Annotated in this window: 25 protein-coding genes; 17 read left to right on the forward strand and 8 right to left on the reverse strand. The window is 35.5% G+C overall.

The features are described 5' to 3' along the window. Window positions 1-3: 3 nt before the first annotated feature. Together THC_RS03675 and THC_RS03680 are read right to left on the reverse strand one after the other, a co-directional pair. The gene (locus THC_RS03675) at window positions 4-696 is read right to left on the reverse strand and encodes a phosphorylase family protein (protein ID WP_068513513.1); all 693 of its coding nucleotides are present in this window, start codon (window positions 694-696) and stop codon (window positions 4-6) included. A gap of 15 nt (window positions 697-711) precedes the next feature. Beyond that, window positions 712-1,065: a hypothetical protein gene (locus tag THC_RS03680; RefSeq protein ID WP_068513516.1), complete on the reverse strand. Its 354-nt coding sequence runs from the start codon at window positions 1,063-1,065 to the stop codon at window positions 712-714. Window positions 1,066-1,184: 119 nt separating this feature from the next. Between THC_RS03680 and THC_RS09585 the strand changes: the two genes are divergently transcribed. Together THC_RS09585 and THC_RS03685 are read left to right on the forward strand one after the other, a co-directional pair. Further along, window positions 1,185-1,331 carry a hypothetical protein gene (locus THC_RS09585; protein WP_153303642.1) on the forward strand — a complete coding sequence of 49 codons (147 nt, stop codon included), beginning with the start codon at window positions 1,185-1,187 and terminating at the stop codon, window positions 1,329-1,331. Beyond that, window positions 1,315-1,857, forward strand: coding sequence for a macro domain-containing protein (locus THC_RS03685; protein ID WP_068516609.1), 543 nt, complete (start codon window positions 1,315-1,317; stop codon window positions 1,855-1,857). The genes THC_RS09585 and THC_RS03685 overlap by 17 nt, the downstream gene beginning before the upstream one ends. Here the strand turns inward: THC_RS03685 and sfsA are convergent. The 5 genes from sfsA to THC_RS03710 are packed head-to-tail and all read right to left on the reverse strand — an operon-like array spanning window position 1,847 to window position 5,408. Beyond that, the gene (sfsA, locus tag THC_RS03690) at window positions 1,847-2,989 is read right to left on the reverse strand and encodes a DNA/RNA nuclease SfsA (RefSeq protein WP_068513520.1); all 1,143 of its coding nucleotides are present in this window, start codon (window positions 2,987-2,989) and stop codon (window positions 1,847-1,849) included. The two genes, THC_RS03685 and sfsA, sit on opposite strands and share 11 nt — an antisense overlap. A 2-nt stretch (window positions 2,990-2,991) precedes the next feature. Continuing rightward, entirely contained in the window at window positions 2,992-3,816 is an 825-nt protein-coding gene (locus tag THC_RS03695; RefSeq protein ID WP_068513524.1) for an energy-coupling factor ABC transporter ATP-binding protein, read from the reverse strand. Beyond that, window positions 3,801-4,499 (reverse strand): energy-coupling factor transporter transmembrane component T family protein, encoded by a 699-nt coding sequence (locus THC_RS03700; protein WP_068513527.1) that lies wholly within the window; start codon window positions 4,497-4,499, stop codon window positions 3,801-3,803. The genes THC_RS03695 and THC_RS03700 overlap by 16 nt, the downstream gene beginning before the upstream one ends. Then, window positions 4,480-4,734 (reverse strand): hypothetical protein, encoded by a 255-nt coding sequence (locus THC_RS03705; protein WP_068513530.1) that lies wholly within the window; start codon window positions 4,732-4,734, stop codon window positions 4,480-4,482. Before THC_RS03705 ends, THC_RS03700 begins: the two co-directional genes overlap by 20 nt. Then, window positions 4,731-5,408: an energy-coupling factor ABC transporter permease gene (locus tag THC_RS03710; protein WP_082706267.1), complete on the reverse strand. Its 678-nt coding sequence runs from the start codon at window positions 5,406-5,408 to the stop codon at window positions 4,731-4,733. The genes THC_RS03705 and THC_RS03710 overlap by 4 nt, the downstream gene beginning before the upstream one ends. A gap of 290 nt (window positions 5,409-5,698) precedes the next feature. On the opposite strand from THC_RS03710, the gene THC_RS09695 reads away from it, so the two are divergent. The 7 genes from THC_RS09695 to THC_RS03745 all read left to right on the forward strand — a co-directional run bounded on the left by THC_RS09695 (window position 5,699) and on the right by THC_RS03745 (window position 13,408). Further along, window positions 5,699-5,824, forward strand: a complete 126-nt coding sequence (locus THC_RS09695; protein ID WP_269447037.1) for a hypothetical protein — start codon at window positions 5,699-5,701, stop codon at window positions 5,822-5,824. Window positions 5,825-6,034: 210 nt separating this feature from the next. Beyond that, entirely contained in the window at window positions 6,035-7,129 is a 1,095-nt protein-coding gene (locus THC_RS03720) for a hypothetical protein (RefSeq protein ID WP_231938375.1), read from the forward strand. Window positions 7,130-7,142: 13 nt separating this feature from the next. Then, complete coding sequence (locus tag THC_RS03725; protein ID WP_148638814.1) at window positions 7,143-8,243, forward strand: hypothetical protein; 1,101 nt, start codon at window positions 7,143-7,145, stop codon at window positions 8,241-8,243. After that, entirely contained in the window at window positions 8,243-9,532 is a 1,290-nt protein-coding gene (locus tag THC_RS03730) for a thioredoxin domain-containing protein (RefSeq protein ID WP_068513543.1), read from the forward strand. The genes THC_RS03725 and THC_RS03730 overlap by 1 nt, the downstream gene beginning before the upstream one ends. A gap of 166 nt (window positions 9,533-9,698) precedes the next feature. Next, on the forward strand, window positions 9,699-9,968 hold the full coding sequence (locus THC_RS03735) for a hypothetical protein (protein ID WP_148638815.1): 270 nt from the start codon (window positions 9,699-9,701) through the stop codon (window positions 9,966-9,968). Between the two features lie 15 nt (window positions 9,969-9,983). After that, window positions 9,984-12,119 (forward strand): tetratricopeptide repeat protein, encoded by a 2,136-nt coding sequence (locus THC_RS03740; protein WP_068513549.1) that lies wholly within the window; start codon window positions 9,984-9,986, stop codon window positions 12,117-12,119. A 101-nt stretch (window positions 12,120-12,220) separates the two neighbouring features. Beyond that, window positions 12,221-13,408 carry a hypothetical protein gene (locus THC_RS03745; protein ID WP_068513551.1) on the forward strand — a complete coding sequence of 396 codons (1,188 nt, stop codon included), beginning with the start codon at window positions 12,221-12,223 and terminating at the stop codon, window positions 13,406-13,408. Between the two features lie 362 nt (window positions 13,409-13,770). Here THC_RS03745 and THC_RS03750 read toward each other — a convergent pair whose 3' ends face one another. Further along, window positions 13,771-14,997: an IS110 family RNA-guided transposase gene (locus THC_RS03750; RefSeq protein WP_068511752.1), complete on the reverse strand. Its 1,227-nt coding sequence runs from the start codon at window positions 14,995-14,997 to the stop codon at window positions 13,771-13,773. Window positions 14,998-15,382: 385 nt separating this feature from the next. On the opposite strand from THC_RS03750, the gene THC_RS03755 reads away from it, so the two are divergent. The 8 genes from THC_RS03755 (at window position 15,383) to THC_RS03790 (ending at window position 23,679) form a co-directional block, all read left to right on the forward strand. After that, the gene (locus THC_RS03755; RefSeq protein ID WP_068513553.1) at window positions 15,383-15,988 is read left to right on the forward strand and encodes a YceD family protein; all 606 of its coding nucleotides are present in this window, start codon (window positions 15,383-15,385) and stop codon (window positions 15,986-15,988) included. 13 nt (window positions 15,989-16,001) lie between these two features. After that, window positions 16,002-16,184: a 50S ribosomal protein L32 gene (rpmF, locus tag THC_RS03760; RefSeq protein ID WP_068513557.1), complete on the forward strand. Its 183-nt coding sequence runs from the start codon at window positions 16,002-16,004 to the stop codon at window positions 16,182-16,184. Window positions 16,185-16,193: 9 nt separating this feature from the next. Continuing rightward, a complete protein-coding gene (plsX, locus tag THC_RS03765) occupies window positions 16,194-17,201 on the forward strand; it encodes a phosphate acyltransferase PlsX (RefSeq protein ID WP_068513559.1) in 1,008 nt (335 codons plus the stop codon). Next, window positions 17,191-18,180: a beta-ketoacyl-ACP synthase III gene (locus tag THC_RS03770; protein ID WP_269447038.1), complete on the forward strand. Its 990-nt coding sequence runs from the start codon at window positions 17,191-17,193 to the stop codon at window positions 18,178-18,180. Before plsX ends, THC_RS03770 begins: the two co-directional genes overlap by 11 nt. Before the next feature lie 9 nt (window positions 18,181-18,189). Then, window positions 18,190-19,005 carry a helix-turn-helix transcriptional regulator gene (locus THC_RS03775; RefSeq protein WP_068513562.1) on the forward strand — a complete coding sequence of 272 codons (816 nt, stop codon included), beginning with the start codon at window positions 18,190-18,192 and terminating at the stop codon, window positions 19,003-19,005. Between the two features lie 3 nt (window positions 19,006-19,008). Beyond that, entirely contained in the window at window positions 19,009-19,731 is a 723-nt protein-coding gene (locus THC_RS03780; RefSeq protein WP_068513564.1) for a hypothetical protein, read from the forward strand. Continuing rightward, window positions 19,732-22,317, forward strand: a complete 2,586-nt coding sequence (locus tag THC_RS03785; protein ID WP_068513567.1) for a cation-translocating P-type ATPase — start codon at window positions 19,732-19,734, stop codon at window positions 22,315-22,317. A gap of 144 nt (window positions 22,318-22,461) precedes the next feature. Then, the gene (locus tag THC_RS03790) at window positions 22,462-23,679 is read left to right on the forward strand and encodes a class I SAM-dependent methyltransferase (RefSeq protein WP_068513571.1); all 1,218 of its coding nucleotides are present in this window, start codon (window positions 22,462-22,464) and stop codon (window positions 23,677-23,679) included. Window position 23,680 lies beyond the last annotated feature (1 nt).

Consider the following 23,680-nt stretch of genomic DNA (forward strand, 5'->3'; position numbering starts at 1 on the left):
TAATTATAAATCATTTTCAAGAAAATTTCTAAAAAAAAGAAAAAGATTTTCTCTGGTCTGAGTCAACATCTTTTCTGGTCTAAGAGTTGATAGTTTCCCCAATTCATCGGTGATAAAATGTAAGGCTACTGCTTTTATTTTATAGAAATTGCTAAGGGCATAAAGAGCTGATGTTTCCATATCCATAGCCTGAACCTTCATTAATTGTAATTTAAAATCATTCAGATTTTTTTCCACAACTTGTGGAGCATCAACTGTAAGGATAGTTCCTATTCTATAAAATATATTAAACTCCCTTAATAAATTGCTGATTTTTTGAAAAAATTTTTTATCAGTAGAAAAAATTTTCTTATTTTTAAAATAAAACTTACTTGTGCCTTCAAGAGAAAGGGCTTTCTCTGAAAGTAGGAGTTCTCCCACGACAATAGATGCAAAGGGGCTTTTCCCAGCCCACCCCAAGAATAGGAGCTTTTCAACCCCTTTTTCTTTTAAAAATTCTATCAAAAGGGCAAGAGCAGGAGAGGAAAGCACTGGCCCAACAAGGAGATTATTACCCCTTAAAAATTTAAAATTAATATTTAACCAGCTAAAATGTTGCCCTTCTTCAAATTTCTTAGAATAATATTTCCATTCGGGAAGAGGGGCAAAAATTATAGCCTTTCTAATAAAGGAAATTTTTATAGGGGGTAAAAACACTCCTTTATTATAAGCTTAATCTTCATCTTCTTCAACTAAGTCTTCAAATACCTCAAAACACTCTTTAACTAAACATTCTTTATCTGGAAAATGACAATTTCCCTCTTTTCTTTGAGGAATGGGCTTTTCTGGGAGCTTAATTTTGCTTAAGATGTCTTCCACATCCTGAAATTTTTTCTTAAAAATCTCAGGAATGGGGTCAAGATTCACACCTGCCTTAAATTCATTAAATCTTTCCATAATCTCTTCCGCAACCTCCTTTCTTGATTTACAAACAGAGCATCTTGGATCTTCTTGCTGGAGTTTAAGAAGGCCTGACATAAAATAAAAAGCCCTGATTTTGTTGATTGTAAGCTTTTCCCTTTCCATAGTCCTCCCCCCTTACTTAATGTAAGTTTAAGATTTAATACTAAATTTAATAAAACTTTTAATAACACTTTTTTAGGGGTTGTGAAAAAAATCTTGAAGCTAATGCATTCCCTTTATTATTGATGGTTGCCATTAAAAAGAAATTACTTAAAATAAAATTTATGAAGCTAATTATCAGTAAATATTTAAAAAAAGAGGCTCTCCTCAAAGAAAAGTTAAAACTTTTTATACAGAAGGAGGTAGACTATGATGAGAATAGAAATTAATAACTCCTTTCTTGAAATTACTCAAGGGGATATAACAGAGCAAGAGGTTGAAGCCATAGTTAATGCTGCAAATGAGAGACTTATACCTGGTGGCGGGGTTGATGGAGCCATTCACAGAAAAGGTGGCCCTGCCATACTTGAAGAATTAAGGGAAAAATATACCCATTGTCCTACAGGTGAGGCAGTGGTTACTGGAGCAGGAAATCTTAAGGCAAAATATGTAATTCATGCAGTAGGTCCTATTTATAAAGATGGAAAAAGGGGTGAAGCAGAACTTCTTTCCAGGGCTTATAGAAGTGCTCTTGAAAGAGCAGTGGAACTCGGGGTAAAAAGCATAGCCTTCCCTGCTCTCTCAACAGGAGCTTATGGCTATCCCATAAAAGAAGCTTCAGAAATCGCTTTAAAAACTATCCTTGATTTTTTAAAGGAAAAAGGAAAACCTGAGCTTGTAAGAATGGTTCTTTTTCTTGAGGAACATTATAATACTTTTGTAAAAGTCCTTGAGGAATTGAAATCTAACTTATAAAAAATCTTTCAATTTTTTCTGCTGGTTTTTCCAGTCGATAATAATTCAAAATATTAATAAAACTTTCAGAATGAAGGGGGTTTTCTTTAAAATAGAAAAGATGGGATGAGCATTTGCAGTCTGAAGAGCCAAAGGCAAAAATCAAATCATCGGCAATTTTTGAAAGATCCCTGGCAAGAAGGCATTCAAGATTATCTGAACTAATTATCAAAATGGTCTTGAAAAAGTGCGCTTTTTCTAAAAGATAATCAATATGCCATCTTTTTTTCTTAGTTTTTCTTAAATGTCTTTTTACCCTTTCTTTTAGATTTTTCCTCCCTGATCCCACATAGATGTAGAAGCCCTCTCTGAAATCAATTTTTCCAAGATTTCCTACTTCCACACTTTGATTCTTTTCAATTTGTAGAATCAACAGATAGGCTCCACTATTTCTGAATTCCTCCTTTAGAAAATTTACAGGTATTTTAAGTTTTTTTATTTCTACAATTTCTTCAAGAGAAGGAGAAAATTTTATAGCTAATGCTTCAAACTTTATTTCATCAAAGGTTTCAAGAAAGGCCTTGGTGAATTCAAAATCTATATGGTATGCTGGAAGAAAATATTCAACTTCAGGGCTCATAACCACAAAGAGACACCCAGCAGAAATTCCCTTTTTCTTTAATTCTAAGAGCTCATAAAGATGTCTTGTTCCTCTTTTGGTTTCTGCATCAGGAAACAGGGCAAGCTTTTCTCCAAAGAGAGTGCAGGTTTTTATCTCAAGATAAAGCTTTTCAGGGGAATTCTTTTTTTCAAGGAGCAAATCAAGTCTTCCTCTGTTAACTCTGGGTTCCTTTTTAAGAACCCTGAATTTCTCAAACCCAGGAATTCTTCCTTTTTCAATGAGCCAAGCTATATAATGATTGGTAAGATGGGTATGAAGTAAAACAGGATAGTCTTTTTTTAAACAGGCTATCACTGTATAGGGATATCTGGCGCTATTGGATTTACTCAAAAGAAGTGTTTTTCCTGGAATAAGAAGTTCCCAAAGTCTTCCTGGATTGGGAAGATAAGCAAGAGCAGTTTTATCCTCAATTTTTACTCTCACCACAAAACGATTCAATCTCTCAAGAAAAGTTGCAGGAATAAGGGACATTACTATTTTTTAAGATAATTTTTTAAGAGTTCTATTGCCTCTTCTTTTTTTATGGGAAGGGCAGGGATCCGATCTCTATAAGGGGAAAAGATCTCCGTAACTATAGGTGATTTTAAATGTAAAGAGGAAAGATCATCAAATCCAGTAAATAATTCCATTGGAGTTCCATAAAAAACCATTTCTCCTTTTTTTAAAACCACTACTTTGTCTGCAAAATAGGGAACAAGCTCCACATTGTGGGTAGCTATAATAAAAGAATAGCCTCTTCTTTTCAAATTTAAAAGAAGTTCAAGAAAATTTTTTTCTAAAATCGGGTCGAGGCCAAGGGTTGGTTCATCAAGGAGAAGGATTTCGTGTCCCATGGCAAGAAGGCCAGCAAGGGCAACCCGCTTTTTCTCACCAAAACTTAGGCTTTGAATAGACCTTTCTTCAAAACCTGAAAGTTGAACCAGCTCTAATGCCTCTTTTACAGCCTTTTTAATTTTTTCCTCATTAAAGCCCATGTTTCTTGGACCAAAAGCCACATCTTCAAAAACTCTTTCTGCAAAAAGTTGTTCCTCTGGATTCTGAAAAAGAAGCCCCATTTTGGAGTAAATCTCCCGTGGTTTAAGTTCTCTGATTTCCCTTCCATATAGAAGAATACTTCCTTCATAATTTTTATAAAGCCCATCAAGAACCTTTAGAAGTGTTGTTTTTCCCGCTCCACTTGCCCCAAGAAGGGCAATTCCCTCTCCAGATAAAAGCTCAAAATCTATGTTTCTAAGAAAAAAATCATCCCCAAGGGAAAATCTCTTTAATCTAACTTTGAGTCTTAAAGAATTATCCAAAGAATTATCCATCCTATGCAAGCTATGAGAAAATAGAATAAATCTTTTAAATTGAGAGGTTCAAGGGGTAAGAGAATATTTTTAAAACTAAAGCCCCTTTGATACATACTCTGAAGAATGTTTTCTGAATGGGCTAAGGCTTTAAAAAAGGATGCTTGAACAAGATATCTGAGGGAGTAATAGGATTCCTTTATTCCAGAATATCCAAGTCGATTTTTCTGAGAAAGATATACAAGAGAGATATCCTCTCTTAGAAGAGTGATAAACTTGAAACTTAAAAACATTAATTCCTGAAACAGGGCTGGAACTTTAAGCCAGTTCATAAGTCTTATCATCTCAAAAAAAGAAAGAGAGGTATAAAAAAAGAGAAAAAGGGTAAAGGCTGAAAGAACGCGAAGACCCAAGTGAAGATTTTCTTTTAAAGAAAAAAGGGTATTTTGAAGAGAAGAAAAATCAAAGCTTTTTATAAGAACTAAGATACTTGCTATAAATAGGGGTTCAAGATAATAATGTAAAAGAGCTTTTAACTTTTTGGCTCTGTTGAGTAAAAGCCCAAAATGAAAGAGAAAGAGAGCACCCAAGAAAAAGATATTTTTTGAGGAAAGACAAAGGAGAAGGAGAAGGCAAAAGTAGAGAAATTTTATTTTTGAATTTATTTTTGAATTAGGCCCTTTTTCCTTCACTTAAGAGTTTTCTCCAGTAATATCCAGCAACAAAGCCAGAAAGTCCTGAAAGAAGGGCAAAAGCAAAGAGTTCCGTATCCCCTTCAAGCTCAATGAGGGGTTTTGGTGCCCTTCCCTTCTCTTCTGCAACTTTTTCAATCACTGCTTCATCAAGACCCTTCCACTTCTCTTCTGCCAATGCCTTTGCACTAAAGAGAAAACTTAAGCCAAGGATTAATACCATAATTTTTTTCATTTGACTACCCCTTTTATGGTTTTAAGACCTTCAAAGGCAAAGAGATCTTTTCTTCTTTTGTAAATAGCTGTAACTAAAGCACCTGTAATTATAGCCTCAAGTATTCCAAGGGGAACTTGGGTAGGAATAAAGGCAAGTAGCACCTTGATGAAAAGGGATGACACAGATTCCTCACCTTTAAGGGCTAAAGCAAGCTGAATAGCGGTTGTAAGATAGGTTATCCAGTCAGCAAGAAGCCCTGCTAAAAAACCCTTCATATAAAGGGGAAAGCCTAAGTTTTGAGTTAACCGAATCACAAGATAAGCAGAAATACTTCCCATAATAGCCATAGAAAAGGCATTGGCACCAAGGGTTGAAAGCCCTCCGTGAGCAAGAAATAAAGCCTGAAGGAGAAGCACTATAAAACCTGAAATAATACTTCCTGAAAGGCCAAGCACAAAGACTGCAACTGCAATCCCTACAGGGTGGGAACAGGTTCCGGAGAAAGGCACAGGTATGGGAACAACTGAAAAGAGAAAAACAAGCGCAGTAATGAAAGCAAAAACTGCCTTTTTCTCAGGATAATCCTGAAGATTCCTTTTAAGATTTTTAAAACTTATAGCAAGGGCACCTAAAGTTCCAGCCCACCATAATCCAGCCCATGAAAGAGGCAAAATTCCTTCAGAAATATGCATCTTCTCCTCCCTTAATGGTAATTTATTTTACCATACCCAAAAATATCAATTTGTCAAGATTTTTTATAGAATTAATCATAGGTATTTTAAAAGGAGTTAAAAATTCCCTATTGACTTTTAAAAAATTTTTCTTCAAAATCTTTCTAAAGAGGTTTATATTGCTTGCTAAATAGGTTATATGAGCTATTTGAAATTTAAAAAAACGAGATACACAAGGAGTAAGTAAAGTGGACTGGAGATATCAATATTTACATAGAACATAGTTGACTTACTAAACTTAGTCCTTCCTTGTGGGAAGGGCTTTAAAACAACAAGCAGAGCCTGAATATCAGGTAGTTTTACAGAAGAAGGAGGAGCTTTTAAATGAGAACCAGGAAATAGAAAATAAGCTTGCGGAGATGAGAAATAAAATTTAGCTGACAAAGAAAGATGGTAAAAGCTTAAAATTTTTAATTGAAGGAAAAAAACGATATTTATAGGTGGAAATTCTTTATAGATAAGTAGGAATAATATTGAGTATGAAAATTTTCATTTTCCTTTTTCTGTTTGTTATTTTATTGCCATTTTCCTCTAAGGCCCTGTCTCTGGATCCTTGCGACTCTTGCAAAGATAATATAATAGCTGATTTGGAAGAAAGGCTTTTTAAGTTACAAAAAATTCGAGACGATGCAGAAAGAGGAATAATAGAAAGCGATAGAATAATAATGAAAGCACAGCAAATTATAATTCTTGCCAGAGCAAAAGGAGATGTTAAGGCTGGTCAAATTGCTGAAGAAGCATTAAGAAGTGCTGAAAAATCAAAAAATGAGCATAAGAAAAACAAAGAGAAAGCTGAAAAAGAAATTAGAAATCTTAATCAACTTATTACAATCTTAAATCAAAGGAACATCAAAAACCTAAAAGATTTATGTAATATGTATAGAGAACAGATTGATCGTGATAAAATCGTTTTAAAAAGGTTTATAAAAAATGCAGAAGAACTAAGTAAAAGGCAGGAAGAAAGAGTAAAAGAAATTATAAAAGAAAGAAAGGAATTAATAATTGATTTTTTATCAGGTTCATTAGGCTTAATGAAGGAGTGTAAAGGTCTGTTTGGAGAATATGGAAATATTGGAAGAATAGGGAAAGGATTTCAGCGCTTAATTAATTCTCCGAACTTAAACCGAGAAACCAAAGAAACTTTCTGGAGGATAGGAGAGAAAATAAGATATTTAAATATTTTTCTTGATAAGAATTTTCCAAAAATAACTGAAGCAGCAGAGATAACAGTTCCAGCTATAAAGACAGCAGAATGGAGTGCCGAGATGTATCCAAAGATCATTGCCTATATGAAACTTACACAGGAAAATAATGAATATATAAAAAAATCTTTAGAAGAACTTGAAAAAGACTTAGAAAAATTAGTAAAGTCAGATGAAACTAAGACCTTACTATTAGAACTTGGTCTGTTATCATTGGAAAATGAAAAAAGTATCTTAAGTAAGTTAGTCGGAAAATATGGGCAGGAAGTAGCCAAAGCAAATATCATAGGAGATCTTTTTGATTTTACATATCATGCTGTGAAAATAAATTATTTAGATAAAGAGGTGAATGGAGACTATAAACTTACAGAAGATTTGTTTAATCAATATCGTGCACTAAAAGCCCAGTTTGATAGGGATTGGGAACAACTTGGTGCATGTCTTAGAGAATGTGAAAAATATTGCAAAAACAGACAGTAAAAAGGAGTAGCAAATGATCAGAAAAAGAACATATATTTTACTATTACTTTTCTTAATATCAGTTTTAGTTTCTCCATGTTTTTCACAGAATATTGGTAGATCCTGTGATGGTTCCCAGCTTAAAACTGATAGTGGGTTGGTTTTTATACCAAAAGGACAGACTACAGTAGTTTCGGTAGGCGGAGTAAGATATAGATGCGTTGGTTGTGGTAGATGCACCCCTGAATCACAACAAAAATCCTCGGGTGGCTACACTGGCAGCTATAGAAGCACTGGAGATTGGAAAACTGATCTTATGCTAAGTTTATTGCAGAGTTTTATACAAGGCTTTATGAGAGGTTTGCAGGAGGGAGGGCAAAGATCCTCTGGATCATCTGTTCAATCTTCTGCAAAGGTTCAATCTAATAAAAATACTGAAGATATATATCTTAAAGAGTGGCAAAATGAAATAGAAAAGCAAACTCAAGAGATGCAAAAGCAGTATGCCTTAATAAGGGAAAATGAATTTAAAGAAAAAAAACAAAGATTATTAAGCAAACTAAAAGGTCCTGATTCTTCATCTGAAAATCTTGCATCTCTAAAAAGCCTTAAATGCAGTGCATACTGGAGCATGGAGGCAGCAAAATTAGCATCATCAGGAAGTGAGGATGCACTAAAAAAAGCAAAAGAGTATACTCTAAATTCAGAAAAAGCGATGCAAGGAGATCTTTCAAGCTGTCCTGATTTTCAACTGGAAGTAAATTTTTCTGGCTCAAGTGGTTCAACTATTTATGAAGAAGAGTTTCAACAGGAATTTCTTAAAGTTCTCACTCACGAGATAAATGGTAGATTAAATTCCTTAAATGATTTCAAAAAGAAAAAAAATGAAATGATACAAGAAGTAGCAAAGGTAGAAGAAGAAATCAAGAAAATTGAGGAGATAAAAAGTTCAGCTAAGAGTGAAGCGGAAAAACAACAATATGATGAACTTCTTAATGAAGCACAAAAGACACTTGCTAAGGCTAAGGAAGAAGAGAAAAAAGTTGATGAGGAAATTTTAAGACTAAATCAGGAGATAAAAGCGATTAGTGAAATACATAAAACACTTTTTACTTCAAAAAAGGAGAATAAATGATGAAGAAATACGTTTTTTTTGTATTAATATTATTTATTTTTTACGTAGGACCATCTTCAGCAGAGGCAAATTCCAATGAAGCGAGAGAACACTTTATAAAAGGAAAAAAGATTTTAGAATCAGCGCTCTCCCCATTAGATTTTGTAAATGCTGAAATGGAGTTTGAAAAGGCTATAGAATTAGCTCCAGATTGGGCTGAGGCTTATTATAATCTCGCCTTGATATCGGCAGAAATAGGAAAACAGGTAAAGGCAATAAGATCATTTGAAAGGTATCTGGAAATTACAAAAAATCCTGCTGATAAAAGTGAAGTGCTTTTAGAAATCTCAAAACTTAAAAAGATTAGAGAAACAAAGAGAAGGATTGGACTCTCTGGTATAAGTATAGTTGCCCTGCAAGATGGTGTATATTTGATGAATGTCTTGCCGGGTTCAAAGATTGAGAAGGCAGGTTTTAAAACAGGCGATAAAATAATAGAGGTCAACAAAAGAAGTACTATAGGAATCAAACTTGAAGATTTTTACAAATTGATAGAGACACCCTTTGAAGACCCAGGACTCCAAGCTAGATTTTCAATATACGCTAAAAGAACAGGGATTGAAAATATAGTGGGAATAACCATTATTAGAGGAGGCAAACAACAAGTTATCCCAACTTCCCTTGATGTCTTTAAAAGCAATGTGTATGAAATTGAAGAGGATGAGTTTGAAGATGAGGTTATTAGAAACAGTATGCCTACATTTGTGGTCTTTTGGGCAGATTGGTGTACTTATTGCATAAAGTTTACATCCGTGATGGAACAAATAGCTGAAAAATATAAAGGGAAGGTAACAGTCGTTAGCATAAATATTCAAAATAATAAAAAAATTTCCGAAAAATTTAAGATTCAAGCAATTCCAACAACTATACTTTTTAAAGATAGTAGACAGTTAAACTCTGTCACTGGATATAAAAATGAGTCTGATATAGAAAAGCTTCTAACCAGTCAAAATGTTAAAGAAGATTTTAAATTAAAAGCATCGGATTATAAGGGCGATGATATATATGTAGTTTATGTTATTCCTAATTCATCTGCATATAAATCAGGCATAAAGCCCGGTGATATAATAAAAAAAATAAATGGCATAGATATAAGCAAGAACGCAAGGGAATTTATTACACTGATCAATGATCTTCCAGAGGGTGAAAATATCTTTACCATTCTTCGTGATGGAGTTGAGATTAATCTTTCTGTTACTCTTCCACCAAAAGGCACAAAAGGACGTTTAGGCTTGCAGATAAGGCAATAAAACTTTAGAATCCATTGGGAGATGGGATCCATTACGAAAAAGTTTGTCAAGAGTAAAATGTATATTTCCATGAGCTATAAGACAGCAATAAATGTATCAAAGCTACTTACAAGAGAAAAAGAAAACCTTATGAAGTTAACAAAGGAATCAGCAATAGGAGGTTTTAGTGTGTGAACTGAGTATGAACTGTCCTCATATAAAATTTAGAAATATATATTCTATAATCATTTACAATATTATTAGAAAAACTGCAGATATACAAAAGCTTGCAAATATAAAAAGGGAAAAGAGAAAGGAGGAAGAATTAAAACCTAAAATTTTAAAGATTAAGACATTTGATATTGAAAAATTATATAGGTTATGTATAAAAATAAAGTATGGCATCGGAATATTAGATATTAAGAAAACTATAAATAAATGCAAAGAAAAATTATAACAGAGGTGATAGATTATGCTCTTAAGAAGAAGTGTTTACTTATTAATACTACCAATCTTTTTAATTTTAGTATCTTGTACAATTCCATTTACTGTTAATATTGAACCACGCTCTCAGATTGAACAGCCAAAAGACATTCAATCTATAAAAATTCCTTATGCTGTGGAAATTTATTTTGATGAGAATGAAGTTAAAAGTTATCGTGACTATCGCTTTGGTGATCGTGATATTACTTATATATTTCATACAGGTAAATATTTAAAAGATGCTATTAATTTTTATGTATATCCTCATTTTGATCCAAATTCTAATAAAAATATCATCCTGAAGATTCAAACTTTTGATATAAAGGGTTACCATCCAGAAGAAAGAATTTTTTCTCTTGGGAAAAGTGCTGTAGATATAATTCTCAGAACAACAATTTATTATGATAACATAATTCTTTATAATATTTACACAGAGGGGGCTTCGGTGGTTAAGGCTCAATTGGTTGACTATTCCATGTGGGATGCTGCCAATAATGCCATAATTGAGGCAGTCAAAAAGATCCCGGCTCAGGTGGCAGAGGTTCTATCGAATCCAGAAGTTGCACGGATTAAGTTAAAAGAAGATATAGAAAGGAGATTAAAAACTATACCAATAGATTCTACCACTAAATCTAATTATGTCTCTGATTATATTGCCCTTGCTAATATTTCTCGCTTAAGTAAAAATTATACCGAAGCGATTGCAGCTGCCAAAAGAGCTTTAGAACTCTCACCCGATGAATCCGATGCTTATGCCGTTTTAGGTCTTTTATATAAGGAACAGGGGCATTACAAAGAAGCGGAAAATTACTTTAAAAAAGCAATTGAGCTTGACTCTAAACAGCGTCATTCTTACAAATTAGCTGAACTGTATCTGGAGAACGAAAATTATAAAGCGGCTATAGAGTTTTTGAGAAAATCTTTAGAGCTTAAAAAAGATAACTTTGAAGTCTTATTGTTGCTTTCCATAGCTTATATGAATACTGGTAACTATGGTGAAGCTCTTGATTTTTCAAATAGGGCCATTGAATTAGCAACAGTCACCGGCATAGGTGTGAGGATAAAACTTAGTGATGATAAAAGTTATCCAGAGGTGGTAAGTATTGTTAGTTCAGGTCCTGCTGATAGAGCGGGAATAAAAGTAGGAGATAAAATTACAAAAATCGGTGGTCAATCTATTAAAGGATGGGATATAAATAGAGTAATGCAAGCACTAAAAGGAGATGAAGGTTCTAAAGTCTCTCTAACTATAGAAAGAGAAGGATCTTCTAAAGCGATGGATTTTTCATTAACAAGAGAAAAGGTAATATTTAATAAATCCGATACAGCAACAGCTTTTGCAGTAAAAGCTTTTGCTTTCTACGGTATGAATAAAGTAGATGAATTCTATAAAAATGCGGAGAAAGCATATCAACTTGATTCAAATAATCAATGGGCAAGAAGCTCTATAAGTGCAGCCTATATTGAAAAAGGTCAATACAATGAGACTTTACAAATTCTTTCAACCATAAAAGATAGCCCATTTGATAGAGTGCTTGAGACTATTACTTATACTAAACTTGGAAATACAGGAAAAGCAGTAGAAGTGTACAAAAGCATACCAGAGAATTATTTTGAGACGAAAAGCGCTTTCAGAAAAATTTATATCACTAAACTTCAAAACTCCATGAAACCATACAAAGAACACAAGCTAAAGGTTGCTAGAGATTTTGAAGCAAGTAAGCAGTATAAAGATGCCATTAAAGAATATAATGAGTATCTAAAATTTGCTGATGATAAAGAAGCAAAAGTGGTGAGAGCTCATATCGCTGAACTTATAATGAGATATCCACAATATTTTACCCTTACTGAGGAAGCAAGAAAGGCAGTAATAAGGGCAGAAACCTATACTTCTGAAGGAAAGTTTGAAGAAGCTATAAAAGAATACAAAAAAGCTTTAACAGAATCTCCCTTTTTTCCTGCATTGTATAAGGCATTAGCCTTAAATTTTGCTCAACTTAAGCAATATAGACAAGCCATTAAATACATGAATATTTATCTTGACCTCTATCCTGATGCACCCGATGTAAGGGCAGCAAAAGACGAGATTTATAGGTGGGAATTTTTGATGGAAAGGGGAGAATAAGGAAAGATTGAACATAGTTGAGCAGAGGCTAAGGATTGGGTAGATGAAAATATAGAGAAAATAAAAAAGGAAGAATAAAAACTAAGAAAAAGGGGGTGTACATGGTTAAAAAAAACTTATATATAATTATATTTTTTCTTTTTGCAGAAATTATTCTGGCTCGTTCAGCTTATTCTCAAAATTTACCAACTCCAGGTATGGTCATTGATTGTTATTCAACGCTTGAGGCTTGGAAAAATGACGCTAGTTTGAGAAATTATAATTGCTATTGTCCAAGTCCAAATTCAAGACCTGTTTGCACTTCTAATGGTGGAGATTCCCATTCTACTCCTTCAGCACCCAGTGGGCTTTCACCCTCTCAGCAAATACAGCTTATGATGATTCAAAGTATTCTACAGCCTTTTTTTAACTCTGTTTTTAATTTTGACAATCTATTTTCACCTCCCTCAAAAGACACATCTTTTCAACAAAAACAGCAAGAGATTTTAAGGAAACAACAGGAAGAGGCTAAGAAGAAAGCTATGGAGGCATGGAAAAACCATTTAAAAAAGGCGGAAGAACAGGCTCAAAATGAAGCTTTAGCAAGGCAGAAAGCTGGGCAGAATATTCTCTCTCAGGTTAGAATTGGGGGAGGTCCAATGGGAAGTTATACCATAATTGGTCCCAGGGCTCCAGAAAGAGAAACTCCCACATCAATCAACTGGGATAGTCCCAGGGCAACTATATCTACTGCTAAATCTTCTGAGACAGCAAAAGAACAGCTTTTGAGAGCTATTTACTTTTCTAAAATGGCAGAAACATTCTTACAGTCTGGAGATCTTGAAGCAGCAAGATTTTATGCTGGTCTTGCTTTTGAAGGTGGAGCAAATGCTCCAATCCTGATCGATTATAAACCTCCTAAGGAGCTTCTTGATGCTATAAATGATAAAAAAGTAGCTGAATTAAACAAGCAATATACAAAATTTGCATCTTTTTATAAAATTGTATTACCTATGTTTGAAAATCTTCAAAGTGTTTATTACCAACTTGAACAGATTAAATATAAAAAAATAGATTTACAAAGAAAAATAAAAGAAGCTGAGAAAGAGATCAAAGAAATAGAAAGAAAAAAACAGATAACTGAAACCCAAGAGAAAAAATTAGAAAATGATGACCTTCTTGCAAAGGCACTGGCTTTAAAACAACAAGCGGAGGCTGAATATCAAGAGGCTTTACAGAATGAGCATAAGCTTTTAAATGAGAAGCAGGAAATAGAAAATAAGCTTGCGGAGATGAGAAATAAAATTTAGCTGATGAAGAAAGATGAATAAATTAGAAAAATTTTATATAAATCTCGGAGTGAGTTATTAGGTAAAGAAATTTCAATCAGACTTTATGCTACTGATAAAACTAAGGAAGCCATTGAAGCACTGAAAAAAGAATTACACAAAGAAATTGATATTTATAAAACATGCAGTAAACTGGGTAAATTGGGACACTAAGATGTTAAAAAAAGAGAAGGTTTGAAAGGAACATTAAATCTACCCACGGTGATTATATTTTCATGATATAGATAACTATTATGTTGGGATTACAGCCTGACCTGTTGGATCATCTTATCTTTGGCAGTGATTTTTGAATAAAACTTTTGAATAAATTAAAAAGGAGTCAACTATGAAAAATTATAAGCATAGTAAAAACCTCCTTGAGAAGGAATATTATGATAAGTAGTAGAAGGATCAAAATATTTTTTATATTTGAGAAGTGCATAAATAATTCTCAAAAGTTTATGAGCGGTGGCCAAAACCGCTTTTTTATAAGGCAATCCTTGTCTTTTTCTCCTCTCAAAATAGCTCCAGAATATAGGATTGTGTCTGATTACATTAATACTCATAAGCCATACAACCCTTCTCAAATGCCTATTTCCTCGTTTAGAAATCTTGCTCTTTCCTTTAAAGTTTCCAGATTCATAAACAGCAGGATCAAGTCCTGCATAGGCAATCAATTGTTTGTAAGATTGAAATCTCTTTATATCTTGAATTTCAGCAAGAAAATGAAGCGCTGTAATTTCTCCAATTCCCTCAATAGAAAGGAGGATATCAAGGTCCTGGCAAGCGGAAATCTCTTTACAAGCGGATTTAAGAAGTTTTTCAATTTCTTTAAGGGTTTCCTGAAGGAAGAAGAGTTCTTGAATGGTTCTGGAAAGAATATATTCTTTTGCGGGCCAATTTTGAGCTATAGAATATTCAGCAAGGGCTTTTATTTCTTTAGCAGAAATGGCGGGTTTTTTACCTTTTTGAGAGGAGAGTATATTTTCAATTTCCTCAAGAGAGGCTTTTTTAATAGCTTTAGCAGAGGGGAATTTTTCAAGAAGTTTAAGAATGGAGGTATTGTAGATATTGACGGTTCTTTCAAGTTCAGGGAAGGTAACGACCACAAGTTTTTCGAGGTTATTTTTTCTTTTAGCGATTTCTTGAGAAATTCTTTCTCTTTCTCTGGCAAGGTCTTTAAATTCTTCAGAAGTAAAGGCCTGGGGAGGTAGTTTTTGATGGAATTGAGAAAGGAAGATGGCGATAGTTTTAGCGTCTATGGCATCGGTTTTGGTTTTTCTAAGAGAGAGTTTAGCAAAATTTTTAATGAGAATTGGATTAAGGATGACGCAAGTGAAGTTATGATTAACGAGGTAGGTGATGAGATTAAGATGATAACAACTGGAGGATTCAATACCGATAAGGATGGATTTTTTTAAGCCTTGAGGGAGAGCTTTTGTAAAGGAACTGATGCCCTGGTAGTCAAGAGGGTAGGACTGGTTAAAGAGGACATTTTGAGAGGAATCAATGAGGCAGGCATGAAAGAAGTTTTTGGAGACATCAAGGCCTACAAAGTAGGTGTAGTGCATAGGTGGACCTCCTTTTATTTTGTTTTAGTAAGGCAGGGGACCTGCTCACCAATCCTCCAACTTGACGAGGGTTTACAAACCCAACCAACTTATAATGGTTTAAGCAGGCAGGCAACAAACTCCACTGAGGGCTTAAAAGCCCAGGTAAAATGGAGTTGCCCTGCCTTACTCTCTTTTCCATGTTTCTATTATAACCCCTATATATGCAAAAACTTAGGTAATAACATAACAAATTTTTCGTAGGAGGTAAATTACACTCCAATCTGTGAAAGAAACACAGACAAGAATGTCTGTGCTACAACAGACCCACAAAAAAAATTCAAAGGGTATAAAATTTTAAACTCCTACTATTTAAGTCTCAAAAGATATGGACTTATACACAAGTTTGACAAAAGGGCTTTTTGGTATTATTTTAAGGGGAAAAAGAAAATTCGGTGAAATTATGCAGGAATTAAAAAATTTAGCCCAGTGGGGTGTTAATATTGATGATATCCCTGCTGAGGGGCTATGGGTTGAATTTGAAGACTTAAAAGAATTAAATGCGGACCTTAAAATAGTGAAACCCTTTTCAGGCTACCTTAAGCTTCAAAAAATGGGAATTGAGGTTGAGATAAAGGGACATCTCAAAGGTTCTCTTGAAATGACCTGTGATAGATGCCTTGAGCCTTTTGAATTTTCAATAGATAAAGATTTTGAAGTCCTTCTTATCCCTAAAAAGACCCTTGATTTTGAAGAGGAAAGGGAATTAACTTCTGATGAACTTGAGGTTAGTTTTTATGAAAACTCTTTTATTTCTTATTCAGAAATCCTTCACGAGGAGATTATATTAAGTCTTCCTTTTAGAAAACTCTGTCAACCAGATTGTAAAGGCATTTGCCAAATCTGTGGAACCAATCTTAATCAAAGGGTTTGTAAGTGCAGTAAAATTAAAAAGGATTCACCCTTTGCTATTTTGAAAGAACTCGTTAATCCTGCAGATAAAAACATATAAAGGGGGTTTAGAAATGGCTGTTCCCAAAAGAAAGACTTCTCGCTCCAGAAAAGGAATGAGGTGTGCCCACCAGGCTCTTACAGCACCATCTGGAAGCATTTGTCCAAAATGTAAGTCCTTTAAAATGCCTCACAGGGTTTGCCCAAGTTGTGGATACTATAAGGGTAAAGCCTTTCTTGAAAAAGAAGAAGTCTAATAATTTTCAATGTATCGCATAGTTCTTGATGTAATGGGGGGCGATTATGCCCCCGATGCTATTCTTAAAGGTGCAAAGTTAGCTCTCTCTGCCTTTGCAGATCTTTCCTTAATCCTTACTGGCCCCAAGGATGTTCTGAAAAATTTTCCAACCTCAGACAGGGTTGAGTTTGTCTATACCGAAGAGTGGATCAGAATGGATGAAGCTCCAGGGGAAGCTCTCAAGAAAAAAAAGGGGGCTACCATATTTAAAGGCCTCTCCATTCTCAAAGAGGGAAAAGCCCAAGCTTTTGTATCCGCTGGAAATTCTGGGGCAGTTGTAGCAGGAAGTATATTTATTCTTGGAAGACTAACTAAGGTAAGAAGGCCTGCGATTGCCACCATGCTACCCACCCTTAAAGACCCCATGGTATTGATTGATGCAGGAGCCAATGTAGATTCCAAGGCCTATGATCTCTATCAATTCGGCCTTATGGCAAGCCTTTTTTTAGAAACCATCTGGGGAAGAAAATCTCCCAAAGTTGCCCTCCTCTCCATTGGTGAAGAGACAGGTAAGGGCAATCAATTAGTCAAAGAGACCCATAACCTCTTTAAAACCTCTCACCTTAACTATTACGGAAATATTGAGGGTAAGGCCATCTTTAAGGGAGATGTAGATATAGTTGTTTGTGATGGTTTTATTGGCAATATCTGTCTAAAACTTTCTGAAGGTCTTGCTGAAACCATCCTTGAGATGCTCAAAAACGAGGTCAAAAAATCCTATCTTTATCTTTTTGGCATGTATCTTTCTAAAGGGGCCCTACAGGCCTTTAAGAAAAAAACTGATTGGCGTGAATATGGTGGAGCTCCCCTCCTTGGAGTGAAGGGAAATGTAATTATTGCCCATGGAAAATCTGATCCCTATGCGATAAAAAATGCGATTAGACAGGCCTTGCATTTTTCTAAAATTAATCTTTCAGAAAAATTAGAAAAGGCTATTCTTGAAAATGCCCTTGAGGAGGAAAAAATTGGAGACTAAGCTTCGTTCTAACATTATAGCCTGCGGTATGGCTGTTCCTCCAAAGATCCTCACTAATGCTGAGCTTGAGAAAATGGTTGAAACCAGTGATCGGTGGATTATAGAGCGCACAGGCATTAAAGAAAGGCATATCCTCAGAGAGGGAGAAGTTATAAGCACTTATGCTGTTCAAGCTGCTCGAGAGGCTCTAAACAAAGCCTTCTTAACACCTGAGGAACTAAATCTCATAATCTGTGCAACCCTTACTCCTGACTTTCTTATGCCCAGTCTTTCCATTTTGGTTCAAAAAGAGCTTGGAGCTATAAACGCCGGAGCCTTTGATCTTTCTGCTACCTGTTCAGGCTTTCTCTATGCCCTGAGTCTGGCAGATCAATTTGTAAAAAACAATCCCACCTGGAAAGTGCTTGTGATTGGAGCTGAAGCCCTCTCAAGAAAGACTAATTGGGAAGATAGATCAACCTGTGTGCTTTTTGGTGATGGAGCTGGGGCCGTGGTTGTGGGAGCCTCTCAGGAAGAAAGCGGAGTTCTCGATTTTATCCTTGGTGCTGATGGCTCTAACTGGCCTCTCTTAACCCTGAAAGGGGGAGGATCTGCTTATTTCCCCTTTGATGAAAGGCTTCCCAAAGAGGAGTATTATATCAAAATGCAGGGAAGAGAGGTCTTTAAGATCGCAGTAAGAATGATGGAAAAGATTGCCCTTGAACTCTTAGAAAGAAACGGACTTTCAGCATCTGACCTCTCCTTAGTTATCCCCCATCAAGCCAATCTGAGAATCATAGAATACCTGCGAGAACGCCTTGAATTACCTCCTGAAAGGGTCTTTGTAAATATTCATAAATATGGAAATACCTCTGCAGCAAGCATCCCTATTGCCCTTTACGAGGCAGAAAAAGAAGGACGATTAAAAAGAGGAGATCTCCTACTTATGGTCTCCTTTGGAGGAGGCTTTACCTTTGCAGGAATTCTTATGCGCTGGTAAGCTCACGCCATGAAAAAACCTTCCCTTAATCCTGAAATCTACTACCGAATTTTTGAAGACTTCCCTGGATATCTGGCTATTCTTGATGAAAAGGGAAACATTCTTGCAACTAATGCTTTCTGGCAAAAAGAAGCTATGCGAAAGGGGCTTCTCGTCAGACCAGATTGTGTAGGATACAATTATATCAATCTTTGCGAAAAGGCAGAAGGAGAAGAAAGGGAATTTGCTGAAAAGGTAAAAAATGGGATCCTTCTGGTTATTAAAAAGAAAATTCCCTTTTTTTCTCTTACTTATAAGCTTACAGATGACAATTCAAAGGCTTTAAAAAAGTATCTTTTTCTTTTCTTTCCCTTAAAAGGTAAACCCAGGGTCTTTGTGCTCCTTCATCAGGAATTACCAAAAGGTGAGGTTTTTCTTCCCCTTCTTGAAACCTTCGAAGAGGAAAAAAGGCCCTCTTCACCTCCCTCTGGATGGCTCTCTTTCCTTTCGGCAGTTCTTTACCCCTTTTTAAATCTTCTTCAAGATAAGCTTGAGCCTGAGCTTGAAAAGATGAGACTTGAAATTCTAAATAAAATAAAGGAATTTGAAAAGGAGACCCTTTCTTCTCTGAATCCCCTTGCAGTATTAACCACCAAGGAGGCTCAGATTGCCCTTCTGGTTAAAGAAGGTAAAACCTCTGAGGAAATTGCAAAGCTTCTTAACCTGGGGAAGGATGCCGTTGATTTTTATAGAAAAAAGATCCGTGAAAAACTTGGCTTAAAGGGATCGGAAATCTCTCTTAAAGATTACCTGCAGGACCTTTTTAAGTTTTCCTCTCAAGATTAAAAGGTGTTTAAAAAAATCTTAGCGGAAATCAAAGGGTTTACTCCTGAAGATCTTACCGCTTTTCTTGCTCTGGATTTAGCCCAAAATTTAAAAGCCTCCCTTTATTTTCTTGTCACCTATGAAAAAGAGGAAGAATTGGCTAAGGCTGAAACCTTTTTAAATGGACTTCTTGTCAAAGCTGAGGAAAGAAATTTAAAAGTAGAGGCCCATTTCAAAAAAGAAGTGGGGCTGAAAGATCTTACCGAAATTCTTAAAAAGGAAAAAATTGAGCTTGCCTTTCTTCCACTTAGAGATCTGAAAAAGAGCTTGAAACTACCCACAAACCTTGCTCTGGTAAAATTTGTCCATCTTGGTAGACTCTCTCCTAAAAGAATCTTGATTATTTTAGAAGAAAATTTTAAAGCCCTTAAAAATTACGAGAATTTTTTAAAAGCCCTTTTAAAAACCTATCCCCATAAAAGGGTATATATCATCTCTATTGGCAAAGATAAAAAATTTAGTGCATTAAGAGAATTTCTAAAAAAACAGCCTTCTCCTCATGAGTGGGAAGCTTGGATGGTTTTATCACTTAAAAAACTTATTTTTAAAATTCTTTCTAAAAGAATAGATTTTATTATTTTTCCAGTAGAAAGTCTTCCATTCTGGCAGATAAAGAAAAGGAGATTTGTTAAAAATTTGATAGGAAAGAGCCCCTGTAACCTTATAATTTTTAAGCCGGGAATTTAAGTGCGGATTAACGAGCTTTCTTCTGAAGAAGTTTTCAGGGTTTTAAGAACAACTTCAGAAGGACTAAGTGAAGAAGAGGCCAGAAGAAGGCTTATTCAGTTCGGTTATAATGAAATTAAGGAGACCCGTAAGTATGTTCTTTTAAAAAAGTTCATATCTCAGTTCACTCATTTTTTAGCTCTTATCCTCTGGATAGGGGCTTTTTTGGCCTTTCTTGCTGATTATCTTCAGCCTGGTGAGGGCATGCGCCATCTTGGCTTTGCTATTCTCACCGTTATTCTCATCAATGCTATCTTTGCCTTTTTTCAGGAATACAAAGCAGAAAAGTCCTTAGAAAAATTAAAGGAGCTTTTACCCTCCTATATCAGAGTGATAAGAGATGGAAAAGAAAGAGAAATCTCCGTAAGAGAAATAGTGCCAGGTGATCTCCTTCTTCTTTATGAGGGAGATAAGGTTCCTGCAGATGCAAGAGTTATTGAGGCTTATGCTTTAAGCCTTGATAAATCCCATTTAACAGGAGAAGCCAATCCCCTTTTTCTAATTACTGAGCCCTTTAAGGGGGAGCTCTTTCAAAGCCCCAATATAGCCTTTGCAGGCTCAACAGTTCTTTCAGGATGGGGAAAAGCTGTTGTCTTTGCCACAGGCTCTCAGACTGAATTTGGTAGAATTGCCCGTCTTACCGAGACTGTAAAGATCGAAAAAACGCCTCTCCAAAAAGAAATTTCCAAAACCTCTCGTCTTATTGCCCTTTTTGCAACCTCTATAGGTCTTATTTTTTTTCTCATAGGTCATTTTCTTGAAAAGAGTTTTTGGGAAAATTTTACCTTTGCCATCGGAGTAATTGTAGCCCTTGTTCCAGAAGGTCTTCTGCCTACTGTTACCCTTTCCTTAGCCATGGTAAGTCAGCGGATGCTTAAAAGGAAAGCCCTGGTTAAAGTGCTCACCGCTGTTGAAGGATTGGGAAGCGTGTCTGTTATTTGCACGGATAAAACAGGAACCTTAACCCAGAATAAAATGGAAGTCAGGGACCTCTGGATTTTTGATGAAAAAGCCTTCCCTATGTTCTTAAAAATTGCCCTGCTCTGTAACAATACTAAAGAAATGGAAGGAGAATTAAAGGGAGATCCCACAGAAGTTGCTCTTTACAAATTTGCTAAAACTTATTTAAAGGAGACACCCTCTGAGCGTCTTTCAGAAATTCCTTTTGACCCCATTCGCAAGAGAATGACCACTCAAAACAAACTTGATGAAGGCCTCCTTTTTTTAACCAAGGGAGCAACAGAAGGAATCTTACCTCTCTGCACCCATGCTTTGATCTCTGGAAAAAAGGTTAAGTTAGATGAAAAGTTGAGGGAAGAGATTTTGAAAAATTACGAATCCCTTATGGAAAAAGGGCTCCGCGTGTTAGCTCTGGCTTTCTCCGAAGCCGAACCTGAAAAGGATATGACCTTTGTGGGATTAATAGGACTTGAGGATCCCCCTCGACCGGAGGTCAAAGAAGCCATAAGAAAATGCAAGGAAGCAGGAATAAGGATTATTCTTGTCACAGGAGATGCCTCAAAAACAGCCCTTGCCATTTCAAGAGAAATAGGTCTTGCATCAAATCCTGTAATCATTGAAGGCGAAGAATTTCATAAAATGACTGATGAAGAGTTAAAGGAAAAATTAAAGGCAAAAGAAATCCTTTTTACTCGTATGTCTCCAAAGGATAAACTTCGCATTGTTACTCTTCTTCAGGAACTGGGAGAAAGGGTCGCGGTAACTGGAGATGGGGTTAACGATGCTCCTGCTATTAAAAAAGCAGACATTGGAATTGCCATGGGAAGCGGAACTGAGGTAGCCAAAGAGGTAAGTTCCATTATTCTCTTAGATGACAATTTTGCAACCATTGTCAGTGCCATTGAAGAAGGGAGAGGAGTTTACGAAAATATTAAAAAATTTTTGGCCTATTTTTTAACCTCTAATGTTGCTGAACTTGTGCCTTATATACTTTATGCCTTTTATCGATTGCCCCTTCCCTTGACCATCATGCAAATTCTTGCCATTGACCTTGGAACTGACATTTTACCCGGGCTTGCCCTTGGCATAGAAAAACCAACTGGTGAGGAAATGAAAAAACCACCAAGAAGTCCAAAGGAAAAACTCTTCAGTCTTCTTTTAATCTTGAGAGTGTGTCTCCTTCTTGCCCCCTTTGAGGTCATAGCTGGTTTATTCGGATATTTTTATGTTTTATATACTGGGGGATGGAGCTTGGGAACCTTGCTTGAGCCTACCAATCTCCTTTATCAACAGGCAACCACAGCCTGCCTAACAGGAATTGTTCTCACTCAAATTGGAAATGTAATGGCCTGCAGAACCTTTAGGACTCCTGTTTTGAAAATTGGTCTATTTTCAAATCCCTTTCTTTTGATAGGGATTCTTTTTGAGGTTTTTCTTCAGCTCTTTATTGTCTATCATCCCTTAGGGCAAAAGATCTTCTCAACCTATGCCCTACCCCTTCACATCTGGTTGATTTTATTCCCCTTTGCCCTTGCTCTTTTTATAACTACAGATTTATCGAAATACTTAATGTCTAAAAAATTCTAAAATTTTTAAAAGTTATATCTACATATTTTTATTTCAAAATTAGAGCGTTAGCTCAGAATAATGTGGAAAAAATAGTCACCAGATTTTTTTTTATATAACTATTATTTTAATTGGGATCAATTTCAAAGAGGGAGGTAAAAAAAAATGAATTTCAGGAATGAAAAAGCTAAAGTATTAGCCCTTTTAGAAGTTCAATTTGAATCTCCTCTTGCAAGACATCAAGATATTTACTTTTGTGACATCAATGTCTGGCGAGAAGCTGATTTACTTCCATCCCCCTTTAAAGAACTTGTCAAAGATGGAGAACCTGGGGCAAAAGCTACACTTGAAGTCTCTGGCAAAGATTTTTTCAACTATAAAGATGCCTGTGTTTATGATGTAAAAAAATATCAGTTTAAGCCCCCAAGGAAACTGGTTGATCCAAAACTTCGCTTAGGTAGATTTTATCCTTTAGGCTTTTTTAGGGAGCTTCCGGGAATCTATGAAGGTAATCCCTATCCAGGGAGAATAATCTTTGTTGATGATGCAAGGGAAGAATTCAAACTTGATGCCAATCACCCTCTTGGTATTTTTGAAAATTTAAAATTTATTATGACCATCCTTGAAGTTCAACCCAAATCCTCTGAACTTGGTGGACGATGCAGAGATTATTGGGAATTAGCTTTCAGGATTGGTCCTGGCATGCAAGCAAGATACGATAGAATAGTGACAGATTTTGGTCTTGATGAGAAAGAGAGCTTTACACGATTTGATGAAACACCAGATACTGAATTCTACAGGGAACCCCGATTTTTACCTCATATTGATAGATGTTCTCATAATAATCTAATAAATTTTTATTCTACTCATTTAAAAGGAAAGAAAATTCTTGATCTAATGAGTAGCTTTGAATCCCATTTATCTGAAGGAGATTTTGAAGTAATTGGACTTGGATTAAATAAAGAGGAACTGAAAGCAAATCCCAAGCTTAAAGATTTTGTGATAAAGGACATAAACGCTGATCCCCTTTTACCTTTTCAAAATGAGGAGTTTGATGCAGTTGTATGTGATCTCTCGATTGAATATTTAATCCATCCAATACAAGTTCTTAAAGAGATAAATCGTATTCTTAAACCTAAAGGTCAGATTTTCTTTAGTTTTTCCAATAGATATTTTCCGCCCAAGGTTATAAAACTCTGGATAGATCTTCAGGATTTTGAAAGAATGGGCTATGTGCTTGAGCTTTTCAATCAGGTTCAGGGTTTTACAAATCTTAGAACTTATAGTCTTAGAGGATTTCCCCGTCCAAAAGAGGATAAATGGGCCTATTTAACCTCTCTTTCAGACCCTCTTTATATAGTCTGGGCAGAAAAGGGAGGTTAGA

The organism is Caldimicrobium thiodismutans (genome assembly GCF_001548275.1).
Classification (GTDB): Bacteria; Desulfobacterota; Thermodesulfobacteria; order Thermodesulfobacteriales; family Thermodesulfobacteriaceae; genus Caldimicrobium; species Caldimicrobium thiodismutans.

Coding starts and splice junctions, on each gene's coding strand:
- THC_RS03680 (WP_068513516.1), bottom strand. CDS start 1,065: ATGGAAAGGGAAAAGCTTACAATCAACAAAATCAGGGCTTTTTATTTT.
- THC_RS03685 (WP_068516609.1), top strand. CDS start 1,315: ATGAGAATAGAAATTAATAACTCCTTTCTTGAAATTACTCAAGGGGAT.
- sfsA (WP_068513520.1), bottom strand. CDS start 2,989: ATGTCCCTTATTCCTGCAACTTTTCTTGAGAGATTGAATCGTTTTGTG.
- THC_RS03705 (WP_068513530.1), bottom strand. CDS start 4,734: ATGAAAAAAATTATGGTATTAATCCTTGGCTTAAGTTTTCTCTTTAGT.
- THC_RS03710 (WP_082706267.1), bottom strand. CDS start 5,408: ATGCATATTTCTGAAGGAATTTTGCCTCTTTCATGGGCTGGATTATGG.
- THC_RS03725 (WP_148638814.1), top strand. CDS start 7,143: ATGATCAGAAAAAGAACATATATTTTACTATTACTTTTCTTAATATCA.
- THC_RS03730 (WP_068513543.1), top strand. CDS start 8,243: ATGAAGAAATACGTTTTTTTTGTATTAATATTATTTATTTTTTACGTA.
- THC_RS03740 (WP_068513549.1), top strand. CDS start 9,984: ATGCTCTTAAGAAGAAGTGTTTACTTATTAATACTACCAATCTTTTTA.
- THC_RS03745 (WP_068513551.1), top strand. CDS start 12,221: ATGGTTAAAAAAAACTTATATATAATTATATTTTTTCTTTTTGCAGAA.
- THC_RS03750 (WP_068511752.1), bottom strand. CDS start 14,997: ATGCACTACACCTACTTTGTAGGCCTTGATGTCTCCAAAAACTTCTTT.
- rpmF (WP_068513557.1), top strand. CDS start 16,002: ATGGCTGTTCCCAAAAGAAAGACTTCTCGCTCCAGAAAAGGAATGAGG.
- plsX (WP_068513559.1), top strand. CDS start 16,194: ATGTATCGCATAGTTCTTGATGTAATGGGGGGCGATTATGCCCCCGAT.
- THC_RS03775 (WP_068513562.1), top strand. CDS start 18,190: ATGAAAAAACCTTCCCTTAATCCTGAAATCTACTACCGAATTTTTGAA.
- THC_RS03790 (WP_068513571.1), top strand. CDS start 22,462: ATGAATTTCAGGAATGAAAAAGCTAAAGTATTAGCCCTTTTAGAAGTT.